This is a genomic window from Nocardioides sp. Root190 (assembly GCF_001428565.1).
GTDB lineage: Bacteria > Actinomycetota > Actinomycetes > Propionibacteriales > Nocardioidaceae > Nocardioides.
The window spans coordinates 615465-629077 of the sequence record NZ_LMIA01000001.1; the positions used below are offsets into that span (position 1 = coordinate 615465).

Here is a 13613-nt window from a genome sequence, read left to right on the forward strand (position 1 = left end):
GTTCAGGCTCCTTGCGGGGTGGGGTCGAGGGTCTTGTTCGCCTGCGTGCAGGCCCACGCCATGACGAACAGGAAGACGCAGTACGTCGTCAGGGCGAGCCAGAAGACGAACAGGCCGTTCCACGCGAACGGGCCGGTCTTGAAGAACCAGGCCAGGACGTCGGGGATGAACGAGAGGGCGACGAAGAAGTTCAGGAAGGCGACCCAGCGCGGGAAGAGTCCGGATCGGTCACGCAGGATCGCCACGCCCACGGCGACGTTCTGGACCATGAACGGCATGATCCCGGTGAACAGGAACAGGAAGGCCGCGTCGTTGAGGAGCACGATGTCGCTGTGGTCGCGGTCGCCACGGAAGGCCGCGAGGGCGAAGATCAGCTGCGGGAAGAAGTTGATCAGCACCGTCGTCGCTGCGGCGATCAGCTGCACGAAGGCGAGCAGCGGGAAGCCCTTGTCCATCCGGTACAGGTGCACCGAGATCAGCGCCAGGAGCGGGATCATCAGCACCACCCCGAGCGAGGACAGCACGAAGCCGGCCCGCACCCTGCTGGCATCATCGAGGAAGAAGGCGACGACATCCGCCGTCGACTCCGAGGGGCCCATGGGCAGCGGCAGCATCCCGGCCACCAGCCACCCGATCAGCGTGACGAGCACCGCGAGAGGTCCGGTCAACGCCGCGTAGTCGGCAAGCTTCTTCAAGGTGTCTCCTGTGCTCAGTGGCCCTGGAAGGCGGGGCGCTGCTTGGCGGCGAAGGCGGCGACCGCCGCCTTCGCGTCGTCGGTACGGGCCGCGGCCACGAGCGCCTCGACCTCGGCGTTGAGCTGGTCGGGCAGGCTGCGGTCCCACGACTCCCGGAGCAGCGCCCGCATCCCGGCGAACGCGCGGGTCGGCCCGGAGGCGAGGCGGCGGGCGATCTCCTCGCCGCGCGCACGGGCCTCGTCAGCCGGGACGGCTTCGGCCACCAGGCCCCACTCGACGGCCTGGGCCGCGGTGATCGGCTCGTTGAGGAGGTAGGCACGCGCGGCCCGGGCCGGGCCGATCCGGCGAGGCAGGTGCCAGGTGCCGCCTCCGTCACCGCTCAGCCCGATGGCCGCGAAGGCCGTCACGAAGCGGGCGTCGTCGGCGGCCACGACCAGGTCGGCGGCGTACACGAGTCCCAGGCCGCCGCCGGCGACGGCACCCTGGGCGACCGTCACGATCGGCGCACCGAGGGTGGCGAGCACCTGGAAGGCGAGGTGGAAGGGCGTGGTCATCTGTCGCAGGAGCGCACCGAGGTCGTCGCCGGCATGCTCGGTGAAGTGACCGATGTCGCCGCCGACGGTCAGGTCCGGGCCCTCGCCGCAGATCAGCACGGCTCGCACGCTCGGGTCACCGGCGATCCGGACGGCCGCGACGAGCAGCTCGTCGGCCAGGCGCTGGTCGATGGCGTTGCGGGCCTCGGGCCTGCTCAGGCAGAGCGTCGCCACGCCTTCGGCGACGGTCAGGTCGATGGTGGCGAGGTCGGGCGCGGGCGCGTACCAAGCGTTTTCGGGCCGATTCGGCTGCAATCGCCCCGGATTCGCTTGGTGCGCGCCGCCGCCCGACCCGCTGTCACCGAGGGCGGCGACGAAGGCAGCGGAATCGGTGAGCTGGGTCAGGGCGCTGATCCGCCCGTCCCGGATCTCCCACTGGTGCAGGAACCACGCCTCGAAGGGGAGTCCGCTCTCGCGGCCCTTGCCGCGGTAGGTGCCCTGCACCTGCAGCCGACCGTCCTCGAGCAGCTGGTACGACGCTGGCTCGGTGCGGACGCGCCAGTGGCTCCCGATCCGGAACCACCCGTCGCGGATCATCGCCTCGGCGCCGACGTGCTCGCCGCCGATCCCGAACGGGAGGCCGGGGGTGAGGCGCGCGACGAAGTCGTCGGTGAGTGCGGAGGTGATCCGGTCACGGTCGCCCGCCGCGAGGGCGTCGTACAAGCCCTCGAGAAGGACACGGGCCGATCCAACGATTTCGCTCACCTAATTGAATATAGATTAAAGAATGTGCAGACGGCAAGGTGTGGCCGGGTCGGCTTCATCACGGGATGTAGGCGAAGGGGCACTTCCCGGGTGGAGCTCCGCTACAGAAGTGCGCGCTCGCCTGCATACCGTGATGAACCGGCACCCATTCGCCTACATCCCGTGATGAACCGCCGCCACGCGACCGGACAAAGCCCGAAACAGACGGTCAGCCGCGCTCGTTGCCCACCACGGACACGAAGGACACGCATCCGCCGGGACGGCCGCCGAGGTTGTGGGTCAGCGCCAACCGCGGATCGGCGAGCTGGCGCGGACCTGCGTCGCCACGCAGCTGCAGCCAGGCCTCGTAGAGCATCCGCAGACCGCTCGCACCGACCGGGTGGCCGAAGGACTTCAGACCCCCGTCCACGTTGACCGCGAGCCGGCCGTCGGCATCGAAGTCGCCGCCGAGGACGTCCGTCCAGGCCTGGCCGCGATCGGCGAAGCCGAGATCCTCCATCAGCACGATCTCGGTGGGCGTGAAGCAGTCGTGGACCTCGGCGAGCGAGAGCTCCGAGCGCGGGTCGGTGATGCCGGCCTGGGCGTAGGCGTCGGCAGCCGAGTGCACGACCTCCGGGAACGTCGTGAAGTCGTACGCCGGATCGAGGCCGCCGCGCATCGGACCGGCCGCGAGTGACAGGGCCTTCACGAAGATCGGTCGGTCGGTGTAGTCGTAGGCATCCTCGGCCCGCACGATCAGCGCCGCAGCGGCGCCGTCGGAGACACCGGAGCAGTCGAAGATGCCGAGTCGGCCGGCGACCTTCGGGGCCCCCTCGATCGTCTCGCGGGACACCTCCTTGCGGAACTGCGCCTTCGGGTTGCGCGCCCCGTTGACGTGGTTCTTCCACGCCACGTGGGTCATCGCCTCCCGCATCGCGATGGGGTCGACGCCGTACTTCGAGGTGTAGGCCGGGTCGAGCAGCGAGAACGCCGCCGGAGCGGTCAGCGAGAGCTCTGCGGCCGTGCCATCAGAGGGCGGGTCTGCCCTCAGGAGGCCCGAGAAGCCGGAGTCCTTGAGCTTCTCGACACCCACGGCCATGACCCGGTCATAGGCACCGGACGCAACGGCGTAGCAGGCGTTGCGGAAGGCTTCCGAGCCCGTCGCGCAGTAGTTCTCGACGCGGGTGACCGGCTTGTAGTCGATCCCCAACGGACGGCTCAGCGTCAGGCCGGACTGGCCAGAGGCCAGCGTTCCGAGCCAGTAGGCGTCGACGTCGTCGCGCTGGACGCCCGCGGATCCGAGGGCCTCGCCCACTGCGTCGAGCAGCAGGTCGTCGGTCGACGACTCCCAGCGCTCGCCGAACCGGGTGCAGCCCATGCCGACGATGGCGACGGCGTCCTTGATGCCCTTGCTGGCCACTCAGAGCACCTTGGCCTTCCAGAAGTAGTTGTGGACGTTGCCAGCCGTGAACAGCCGGCGGAAGACCAGCGACACCTCCGCGCCCACGTCGACCCGCTCCGGGTCGGCATCGGCGATCTCGAGCGTCGTCCGGCCACCCCCGTCGAAGTCGACGACGACGTCGATCACGGGCGGCGAGGGCGAGAAGGCCAGTCGGTCGATCGTGAACGTCGCCACCGTTCCGGTCTGGTCAGCCAACGAGACCGTTTCCATCGCATCGACAGCGCTGCACGACCGGCACACCCGCAACGGCGGCACGTGGACGAAGCCGCACGCGGTGCAGCGGGAGCCGGCGAAGCCGAACTTCCAGGTACCGGCGCGTGCCGACGGCGGTCCCGCAGGGCGATCCGGCTCCGGGCGTCGAGGCAGCTCGCGCTCGACCAGGCCGCGCCAGGAGAGGTACGTCAGATGGGGAATCGGGCGTCCGCCCGCCAGTTGGTCGGCGACCGACCGCGCAGCGCGACGTGAGGCGAGCAGATCGGTGGTGCGCAACAACAGTCCGTCGCAGCCATCGACCGCCGAGAGCACGAGGACGGTCTCGCCCGGACCAGCGACGTCGAGCACCGCAGCCAGACCGAGCAGCGGATCCACGGCACCGGAGAAACCGATCGGCGAGCTGCTCGAGGAGAGCGCTCCCTTGACGAGAGCCCCCGCCCGCTTGGTGATTCCCGAGTTCCCGCTAGTAACGACGACATGGTCGGCCTCCGTGAGACCAGCCTCGTCGAGCAGTCGCGCGGCCACGCCACGGACCAGGTCGGCGTACTGCTCGAAGCCGAAGCGCTCCTCCCACTGCTCCCCCGTCGTGCGTTGCGGGTCGCGCCAGCGGTCGAGCACTTCGAGGGTCTCGCTGGCCATGCCGAGCACCTCGGCGATCGCGTCGCCGTCACCGAACAGCAGAGCTGCGGCGCCGTCACCGCCGGCCTTCTCGTCAGCGGAACCGGGCTTGCCGACCCGGACATCTGCAGCGACGACGAGGCCGCCGGAGGCGACCGCGGCCCGCATCCCGGCAAAGGTCGAGCGAGCCGAGCCGATCAGGTCGGCGGCCGGAACGGTCGACGGAAGCCGCAAGGCAGCGTGGACGGCGGCGGCGTTCGTCTTGTCGAGGTACGGCGGCGACGTGCTCGCCCACCAGAGCGAACCCGGTGCGTGGCCGGTCAGCCCGCGCGCGGCCTCGACCGCCATGGTCGTTGCGTCCTCGTCGAACGAGGCGACCACCCGGGTGCCACGGACTCCGCTCTCGCTCCCGAGCCGGTACGCCGGCACGTAGGCGCCGTAGCCGAGCAGGCCCATCGGTCCGCTCGTCACGACGAGACTCCCCGGAACAGGGCAGCGATGCCCTGGCCGCCGCCGATGCACATCGTCTCCAGCGCCAGACCGCCACGACGCCGGTCGAGCTCGTGCAGCATCGTCGTGAGGATCCGTACGCCGGTGGCACCGATGGGATGGCCGAGGGAGATGCCGGAGCCGTTGACGTTGAGACGGTCCTCGACCTCGTCGAGCTTCACGCCCCAACCGGCGAGCACGGCGAGCACCTGGACGGCGAAGGCCTCGTTGACCTCGATCAGGTCGAGGTCGTCGAAGCAGACGCCGGTGCGGGCGAAGAGCCGCTGCACGGCGGAGACCGGGCCGATGCCCATGATCGAGGGGTCGACGCCGGCGGCGGCCCAGCCCTCGAACCAGGCGATGGGCTCGAGGCCGAGCTCCTCGAGCCGGTCCTCGGCGACGACCAGGCAGGCGGCTGCGGCGTCGTTCTGCTGGGCGGCGTTGCCGGCCGTCACGGTCCCGCCGGGCGTGATCGTGCGCAGCTTGCCCAGCGTGTCCATCGAGGAGTCCGGACGCACCCCCTCGTCGCGGTCGAAGATGACGGCGTCACCGCGACGCTGCGGCACCGAGACCGGCACGACCTCGTCGGCGAAGACGCCGGACTCCCAGGCCGCAGCGGCCCTCTGGTGGCTGCGGGCCGAGAAGGCGTCGGCCTCGTCGCGGCCGATCCCGAACTGCGTGGCGAGGTTCTCCGCGGTCTCGATCATTCCGCTGATCCGGCCGAAACGCTCCTCGGGCTGCGAGCGCTCGCGCCCACGGTCCAGCCGGTCGTAGAGGGTCTGGTTGCCCGAGCGCGAGCCCCAGCGCGCGGTGGTCGTGTAGTGCTCGATGTTGCTCATCGACTCCACACCACCTGCGATGACCACGTCGGCGGCACCTGTCTGCACGGTCATGGCCGCCGTGATGACGGCCTGCAGGCCACCCCCACATCGACGGTCGACCTGGAAGCCCGGGACCTCGATCGGCAGGCCTGCGGCGAGGGCCGCCCAGCGGCCGATGCAGGGCGCCTCGGAGTTCGCGTAGGACTGGGCGAAGGCCACGTCCTCGATGACGGTGGGGTCGACACCGGTGCGCTCCACGAGCGCACGGATGACGTCGGCGGCGAGCTGCTCTGCCCGGACCGGCAGCAGCGTGCCGCCGAAGGCTCCGACAGCGGTCCGGACAGGACCGACGATGGCGACGCGCCTCAGGCTGGTGCCAGTCACGGGGACTCCTTCACACCGACGCCAGCACGCGGTCAGCGCGGGCGTCGAGCTCTGCTCGGTGGGCCGGGTCGGCGACGGCGATCATCCGCTCGACCCGTTGGTTCAGGGTGGCGCCGCGCAGGTCCGCGACGCCATGCTCGGTGACCACGACGATCCCCTCGGAGCGGGGTGTCGAGGTCGGCCCGGACAGTCGGCTCACGATCCGTTGCACGGGACCGCTGCGGCTGCGGGCAGTGGAGGGGAGCGCGACGATCGGCACGCCTCCTGCGGATCGGCCTGCGCCACGGAGGAAGTCGACAGCACCGCCGACCGCGCCGACGTACCGTCCACCGGCGAGCTCGGAGTTGACCTGGCCGGTGAGGTCGACCTCGATGGCGGCGTTGATCGCGACGAGCTGGTACGACGTCGCGAGCACCTGCGGGTCGTGCGTGTAGGCCGTGGGGCGCAGCTCGACGGCTGGATTGCGGTGCGCCCAGGCGAACAGGTCGCGGGTGCCGCCGAAGAGGCCGCCGATCGCCACGCCCGGGTCGTTGGTCTTGCGGGTTCCGTTGGCGACCCCCGCCTCCACCAGGCGCATCGCGGTGTCGTTGATGATCCCGGAGTGGATGCCGAGGTCACGGTGCTCGAAGAGCTCGGCGAGCACGGCCTCCGGCAGTGCGCCGATGCCGAACTGCAGGGTCGCGCCGTCGGGCACGAGCTCGGCCACCCGGCGGGCCACGGCCAGGGAGTCGTCGCCGACGGCGGGCGTCGGGACCTCACCGGGGATGCGGGACACCTGCACGGCCGCGGTGATCTGGTCCGCACCCAGGGTGCGCGCACCGAGGGTGAACGGGACCTGGTCGTTGATCTCGGCGATCACTACGCGGGCGGTGTCGATCGCCGCCGAGAAGTAGTCGTCGCCGAGCCCGAGGCTGTGCCGTCCGTGCTCGTCCGGTGGGGAGACCTGGACCAGCACCACGTCAGCGTGGAAGTCACCACCCGAGAGCAGCGCAGGCAGCGTCGAGTAGTGGACCGGCCAGATCTCCAGGCGCTCGGCGCCGTGGAGCGCGGCGTTCGTGCCGGCCCCGCAGTAGGAGTGCACCGTCAGGCCCGACGCCGGCACGGTGTCGAGGGTGAGCGCGCTCTGCGCCGGGATCCCGACGAAGCAGCGCAGGTCGCCGATCCCCTCGGCCTGCGCCACCAGCTCCTCGACGAGCGTCGCGGGCTCGGCGCACGTCTGGCCCCAGGTGATCGTGTCGCCGGGCCGGATGTGCTGCGCCAGATCGATGGCCGGGTCGATCCTCACCCACGCCACCGATCGTGCGAGGGATCCAGGAGCTGGGTCAGGTGACCGTCGCCGAGCCACACGATCGACTCCAGCTCGAGCGCGTCCAGGTGGCGCACCCGCCCGGTCCTCAGGTCCTCGATCCGCAGGCGGACCGAGTTGCCCTCGGTGTCCAGACGCACGGCCATGGAGGCGAACTCGCTCTCCACCACCTTGCCCTGCGCGATCGTGACGTCGTCGTCCCCGTCCTCGATCACGATCTCGTGCCGAGGGCCCTCCGCAGGCTGTGCGTCCATGTCCACTGTCCCCTCAGATCAGGAAGCCGAGCGTCGGCACGGCCTGCTCGTTGTCGACCAGGACGACCTTCTTGTACGCCAGCCTGATCTGGCCGTCGATGCGCCGCAACCGGTACGTCGTACGGCCGCCCCACAGCGTGTTGCCACGGTCCCGGGACTCGAGCACCATGAAGTTGGCACCGATCTCGAGGTCGATCTCGCCGGCGGCGTTCGCACGTCCGCCGAGGAGCTCGACGTTGCCGATGATCCGGCGCAGGTTGGACGGCGGAGCCTGCGCGTAGCGCTTGCCGGTCTTCACCTGCTTCATCCGCGTCGAGATGCGGCTGCGGTTGTCGAAGATGATCGACACGGTCGTCCGGGGGTGGTCTCCCTCACCGTCCACGGGCACCCAGTAGATCGCGTCATCGGTCCACAGCGCCTCCCAGCCGTCGTAGTCGTTCTCGTCGGCCAGCCGCGCCTCCTTGTAGAGGAACTGCTCGACATCCCGCACCTCCCACCCGTGCGGGATGTCGACCAGCTCTCCGGCCGTGTCGGGGCGGGGAGGGAGCTCGGTCAGCGCGTTCACGGTCACCATCAGTCGTCCTGCCCTTCATCGGGTGCGGTCATCAGCGTCTTGTAGTGGTTCCAGAAGCCGCGCATGCCGGTCTCGTCGGTCGCGGTGCCGATGGTGAAGCCGTTCTCGTCCACGCTCTCGCGGTGCAGGCCCCGTCGTACGTCGAGCCACTCGGGGTCGGCCATCGCCACCCCGCGCTGGTTGCGCTCGTACATCTCGGTGTCGTCGGCGAGCAGCATGCCCGCCGGACCGACCGAGCCGATCGACTGCGACACCATCCGCATGTTGAGCTCGTGGCCGCCGTCGAACTGAACGGCGGTGGAGTACTGCACGCACTCGCCGACCCCGACGGGCTGGATGTTGAAGACCTGGATCTCGGCGATGAACAGGTTGGGGAAGATCATCACGTGGGGCGCGCCCTCGATCATCAGGCGATCGGCGTCCTCACCGTGCGCCTCCTTCATCGCTGCCACATAGTTGGGCACCCGGTCCGGAGTCGTCCCGAACCAGCGCATCGGCTCGGCGAAGCCGCGGAACTCAGGACGCAGGTCGTTCTCGCTGTGGCCATCACCCAGGCTGCGGGTGACGGCGGTCGAGTTGTCGCTGTAGAGCTCGCCGATCGGGCTGCCCGTGACGCCGAAGATCGAGCCGTGGACGAACTGCGGGTGGTAGCCGTCGGTCTCGTTCTCGGCGAGGAACTTCCAGTTGGAGCGGGTCTTGTGGCGCAGCCACCCGGCATCCAACGACACCTTGCCCGCCGGCGCGAGCCCGACCAGACGGTCGATCTCGCCCTTCGCGGCACCGAGGTGCTCCTCGAGGCTGGGCCCCTCCTCGGCGAGGCTGCCGAAGACGAAGCCCTGGTACGACGCAACGCGGGCGACCTTGCCCATGCCGAGCGGCAGCTGCTTCTTGCCGCCGTACCCCTTGTTGTAGGGGTAGCCGAGCAGCTCGCCCGTGTTGCGGTAGGTCCAGCCGTGGTACGGGCACCGGAACGAGCTCGAGTTGCCCGACTTGTCGTCACAGACCTGCAGGCCGCGGTGCGCGCAACGGTTGATGAGGAGGTGGACCTCCCCCTCCTTGTCGCGGGTCATCACGACGTCCTGGTCGGCGAGCTGCTTGCGGACGTAGTCGTTGACCTGCGGGACCTCGCTCTCGTGACCCACGAAGACCCACGTCCTGTGCCAGATCTTGCGCAGCTCCTCGGCGAAGATCGAGGGGTCCGTGTAGAGCGTGCCGTGAACCCGGGCGGGCTGGATCAACCGGTCGTAGCGGCTCCCTCCCTCCTCGACCTCGGACGCGGACGGGACCACAGCGGTCATGACGTTTCTCCTTGCTGGGCGACCAGCTCGACGAGCCGGAACTTCTGGACCTTGCCGGTGGCGGTGGTGGGCAGTGCGGTGGCGTCGAGGAACTCGACCCGCTTGGGGACCTTGAAGCGGGCGAGGTGCTCGCGCGCGTGGGCGATGACGTCATCGGCGGTGAGGGCCTCCCCCTCGGCACCGGGCGCGCGGACGATGACGGCACACCCGATCTCGCCCCAGCGGTCGTCCACGACTCCGACGGCGTAGACCTGGCTGATGCCGGCGTGGGCGCCGAGGACCTCCTCGACCTCCTTGGGCATGACCAGCTCGCCGCCGGACTTGTAGACCTCCTTGCTGCGACCGGTGAGGACGAGGTAGCCGTCCTCCCGGACCAGGCCGAGGTCGCCGGAGTGGAGCCAGACGGTGCCGTCGGCGGAGGTGTGCAGCGCGGCGGCGGTCTCCTCGGGCTTCGCGTGGTAGCCGAGCATCGTGGTCGGGCCGTACGACGTCAGCTCGCCGACCGCGCCGTCAGCCAGCACCTCGCCGGTCACGGGGTCGACGGTCCGGTAGACGCAGAGGGCCGCATCGGCGCCGACGCCGGCCACGCCGGCGAGCTTGGGCCGCCCGACGGTGGTCGAGGTCAGCACCAGGTCGTCCTCGGGCAGCGTCAGCGTCATCGCGCCGCCGCACTCGGTCATGCCGTAGCCGGTGACGATCTCGCTCACGCCGAACTCGCGCTCCACCTGCTCCCAGAGCCACACGGGCGCAGGCGCCGAGCCGCAGAGGATCGCGGTCAGGCTGGTCAGGTCGGCCTCGTGACGCAGCGGCGACTCGACCAGCGCGACGGCCATCGTGGGCACGCAGAGCATGTCGGTGGCGCGGTGCTTCTCGATCGCGGTGAGGTAGGCCTCGGCACTGAACGACGGCAGCATGATGACCGCACCGCCCACGAAGGTCGCCGACAGCAGGCCCTCGACGTAGCCGAACATGTGGTAGCAGGGCAGCGAGAAGAGGATCCGCCGGCCGTCCTCGTAGGCCCGGGTCAGCGCTGAGGCGTACGCCGTGCGCAGCACCGCGTCGTGGGTGACCTGGACGCCCTTCGGCGATCCGGTGCTGCCGGAGGTGTAGAGCAGGTCGGCGATGTCGTCAGGGCCGTGACCCGCGCCGTCGGCCGCTCCCGGGTTGTCCGCGCCGAGGGCCGCGAGGTCGCCGCCGGTGAAGGCACCGGGACGGGAGCTGTCACCCGGCCGCTCGACGAGCACCACGTGACGGAGGCCGTCGGGTGCACCCCCACCGGCGACCGCACGGTCGGCGAAGCCGGGAGCGTCCCAGCCGGGCACGATCTCATCGAGCATGCCGGCGTGGTCGAGGGTCTGGAAGTGGTCGTTGGTGAGCAGCACCTTGCAGTCGGACTGCTCGAGCACGTAGCGCAGCTCGTCGGTGCGGTAGAGGAAGTTGAAAGGGATCGCGACGGCGCCGGCGCGCGCGATGGCGAACTTCAGCGTGACGAACTCGGCGTGGTTGGCCATCAGGAGGCCGACCCGGTCGCCGCGGCGGACACCGAGACTCGCCAGACCGTCGGCCAGGCGTCGCGACTCGGCGGCCACGTCGGCGTACGTCAGGACCCGCTCGTCGGTCACGACGAGCTCGCGCTCGCCGAACTGCTCGGCACACGTGTCGAGCCAGGTGTCCAGGGTGCGCGGCACCCACGTGGGGAAGCGGTCGGCCAGTGCGGCGCGCCGCTCGGTGACGAGAACGTTCACGACACCCTCCTTTCTTTAATCTAGATTAGATTATTCGGGAAGTTCACGCAACGCCTCGGTGCCGACCAGGTCCACGAGCCTGAACTTCTGGACCTTGCCGGTGGGCGTGACCGGCAGGTCGCCGGCGAGGAACCACCGGCTGGGCAGCTTGTACGGCGACAGCCGCTCCCGGCAGTGCGCGACCAGCGACGCCCGCAGGGCCGCAGGATCGTCCGTTTCGCCCGGCTCGCGCAGGTGCACCGCGGCGGCGACGATCTCGCCCATCCGCTCGTCCGGCAGGCCGAACACCGTGGCGGACAGGACCGAAGGATGCTCGGCCAGGCAGGACTCGATGCCCGCAGGTGCGATGTTCTCGCCACCGCGGATGATCAGCTCCTTGAGCCGCCCGGTCAGCGTGATGTAGCCACGCTCGTCCATCGCACCGAGGTCGCCCAGGTGGACGAAGCCGTCGGCATCGACGGTGGCGGCCGTGGCGACCGGATCGTGGAGGTACTCGACCAGCTGCTGGTAACCGCGGGCGCAGATCTCGCCCGGCTCCCCCAGCGCGACCACCTTGCCGGTGCCCGGGTCGACGATCTTCACGTCGACCTGCGGCAGCGGGTGACCGACCGTCCTCAGCTTGTCCTCACGGGCATCGCCGGGACGGGTCGCCGTCAGCACCGGGGAGAGCTCGGTCTGTCCGAAGACGTTGGTCACCGCGGCGCCGAAGACCTGCTCGGTCGCCTCGATCATCGCCGCCGGGACGTTGGAGGCGCCGCCCAGCGCGACCTTCACCTGCGGCGCAGCCTCGTCGGAGACCCGCTGCGCCTCCAGCAGCGCACCGAGCACGGCCGGGACGAAGAAGAGGACCTCGACGCCCTCGCGCCGCATGGTGTCCAGCACCGGCCCGGGAGCGAACTGTTCCACCAGCACCTCGGTGCCACCGAGCCACAGCGGCCCGAGGGTCCCGATCACGCAGGCCGCGGTGTGGAACATCGGCAGCGGGTTGATCGTCACCGCACCGGCCGGCATGTCGACGTACTCCATGGTGAGCCGCGCGACATTGACCAGCGAACGGTGGCGCAGCAGAACGCCCTTGGGGTTGCCGGTCGTGCCGGAGGTGTACTGCAGCATCACCGGGAGGTCGGGGTCGGTCGGCGCCTCGGCGAGGACTGTGGGGTCCACGGCTCGGGCGCGCCACTCGTCACGGTCGGAGAGGCTGATCAGCCGCAGGTGCGGGCGATCTGCCGCCACCTCCGCGGCGACGGACGCCATGTCGTAGTCGCGGCTGCGGTCGGCGTGCAGCAGCACCGTGCAACCGGAGTGGTCGACGGCGTACTCCAGCTCGGCGCCGCGCAACACCGGGTTCAGCGCCACGAGCACGACCCCGGCCAACGCCGCGCCGTGCTGGACCAGGACCCACTCCACGACGTTCGGCGCCCACAGGGCGACGTGGTCGCCGGGCTTCGCCACCCGGCGGATCCCTGTCGCGATGAGCTGTGCCTCGGCATGGAGCTCGGCGTAGGTCAGTCGCACCTCTGCGCCATCCCCGTGCCGGTTCCCGACGAGGGCGAGCCGGTCGGGGAACTCGGCCGCGCGCTCCGCCAGCAGCGCGGGAACGGTCAGGTCGATCAGGTCGACGGACCTGTCCGCCGGCAGGTACGACGTGGTGAGGCTCATCAGCTCTCCTCGGAGACGGTCACTCCGGGTGCGGCTCCGAACCGGGGGCGTCGCTTCTCGGCGAAGGCGGACACGCCCTCGGCGAAGTCGTCGGTGTCCCAGAGCATCGTCTGGTTGCGGACCTCGAGGTCGAGGACGGCGAGGGGGTGGCGGGGCTCACCGGAGAGCATCTGCTTGATGACGCCGAGGGCCAGCGGAGGCCCTGATGCCAGCGTGGCGGCGTCCTCGAGGGCTGCCGTCAGCGCCTCGCCGCGCGCGACGACCCGGTCCACGAGGCCGATCGAACCAGCCTCCGCACCCTTGACCCGGGTGCCGAGCATCAGCATCTGGCGGGCACGAGAGGTGCCGACCCGTGCGGGCAGCGAGGCGAAGATCCCCATGTCGCCGGCCAGTCCGACGCCGGTGAACGTCGTGGCGAAGGTGGCGTCGTCCGCCGACACCACCCGGTCACATGCCAAGGCGAGGGCCGTTCCCGCGCCGAACGCTGGACCCTCGACAGCTGCGACCACGGGCTTGGGCGTGTGCCAGAGGGCACGGATGATGCGTTGGGCCGCCTGGGCGCGCGCGGTCGTCTCGTGCCGGGGCTGGCGCCTCATGGTGGAGATGTCGCCGCCCGAGCAGAAGGCCCCGTCCGCGCCGGTCAGCACGATCACCCGTACCTCGGGCGCTGCGTCCGCGGCCTCGACCGCGTCGGCGAGCGCGTAGCGCAGCGGCAGGTTGATGGCGTTCTTCACCTGCGGCCGGTTGAGCGTGATGATCCGCACCGCGCCCCGGTCCTCGACCAGGATCAGGTCGGCCTCCACCTGGGGCGTGCTCAT

At 70.4% G+C, this 13613-nt stretch carries 12 protein-coding genes; all 12 read right to left on the reverse strand.

The genetic code is table 11. The features are described 5' to 3' along the window. Positions 1-2: 2 nt before the first annotated feature. Positions 3-695: a hypothetical protein gene (locus tag ASE01_RS02910; protein ID WP_200958727.1), complete on the reverse strand. Its 693-nt coding sequence runs from the start codon at positions 693-695 to the stop codon at positions 3-5. Positions 696-709: 14 nt separating this feature from the next. Continuing rightward, positions 710-1993: an enoyl-CoA hydratase-related protein gene (locus ASE01_RS02915; RefSeq protein WP_056748478.1), complete on the reverse strand. Its 1284-nt coding sequence runs from the start codon at positions 1991-1993 to the stop codon at positions 710-712. A 208-nt stretch (positions 1994-2201) separates the two neighbouring features. Next, positions 2202-3392 (reverse strand): acetyl-CoA acetyltransferase, encoded by a 1191-nt coding sequence (locus ASE01_RS02920; protein ID WP_056748479.1) that lies wholly within the window; start codon positions 3390-3392, stop codon positions 2202-2204. Continuing rightward, positions 3393-4736, reverse strand: a complete 1344-nt coding sequence (locus ASE01_RS02925; protein WP_235535834.1) for an OB-fold domain-containing protein — start codon at positions 4734-4736, stop codon at positions 3393-3395. Beyond that, complete coding sequence (locus ASE01_RS02930; protein WP_235535835.1) at positions 4733-5959, reverse strand: acetyl-CoA C-acetyltransferase; 1227 nt, start codon at positions 5957-5959, stop codon at positions 4733-4735. Before ASE01_RS02930 ends, ASE01_RS02925 begins: the two co-directional genes overlap by 4 nt. Positions 5960-5969: 10 nt before the next feature. After that, the gene (locus ASE01_RS02935; RefSeq protein ID WP_200958728.1) at positions 5970-7244 is read right to left on the reverse strand and encodes an acetyl-CoA hydrolase/transferase family protein; all 1275 of its coding nucleotides are present in this window, start codon (positions 7242-7244) and stop codon (positions 5970-5972) included. Further along, positions 7241-7519: a hypothetical protein gene (locus ASE01_RS02940; protein ID WP_235535836.1), complete on the reverse strand. Its 279-nt coding sequence runs from the start codon at positions 7517-7519 to the stop codon at positions 7241-7243. Before ASE01_RS02940 ends, ASE01_RS02935 begins: the two co-directional genes overlap by 4 nt. A 13-nt stretch (positions 7520-7532) precedes the next feature. Next, positions 7533-8093, reverse strand: coding sequence for an aromatic-ring-hydroxylating dioxygenase subunit beta (locus tag ASE01_RS02945; RefSeq protein WP_082605748.1), 561 nt, complete (start codon positions 8091-8093; stop codon positions 7533-7535). After that, positions 8093-9391, reverse strand: coding sequence for an aromatic ring-hydroxylating oxygenase subunit alpha (locus ASE01_RS02950; RefSeq protein ID WP_056748482.1), 1299 nt, complete (start codon positions 9389-9391; stop codon positions 8093-8095). The genes ASE01_RS02945 and ASE01_RS02950 overlap by 1 nt, the downstream gene beginning before the upstream one ends. Beyond that, positions 9388-11136, reverse strand: coding sequence for a class I adenylate-forming enzyme family protein (locus ASE01_RS02955; protein WP_056748483.1), 1749 nt, complete (start codon positions 11134-11136; stop codon positions 9388-9390). Before ASE01_RS02955 ends, ASE01_RS02950 begins: the two co-directional genes overlap by 4 nt. A 30-nt stretch (positions 11137-11166) precedes the next feature. Further along, positions 11167-12795 (reverse strand): class I adenylate-forming enzyme family protein, encoded by a 1629-nt coding sequence (locus ASE01_RS02960; protein ID WP_056748484.1) that lies wholly within the window; start codon positions 12793-12795, stop codon positions 11167-11169. Then, positions 12795-13613: an enoyl-CoA hydratase/isomerase family protein gene (locus ASE01_RS02965; protein ID WP_056748485.1), complete on the reverse strand. Its 819-nt coding sequence runs from the start codon at positions 13611-13613 to the stop codon at positions 12795-12797. The genes ASE01_RS02960 and ASE01_RS02965 overlap by 1 nt, the downstream gene beginning before the upstream one ends.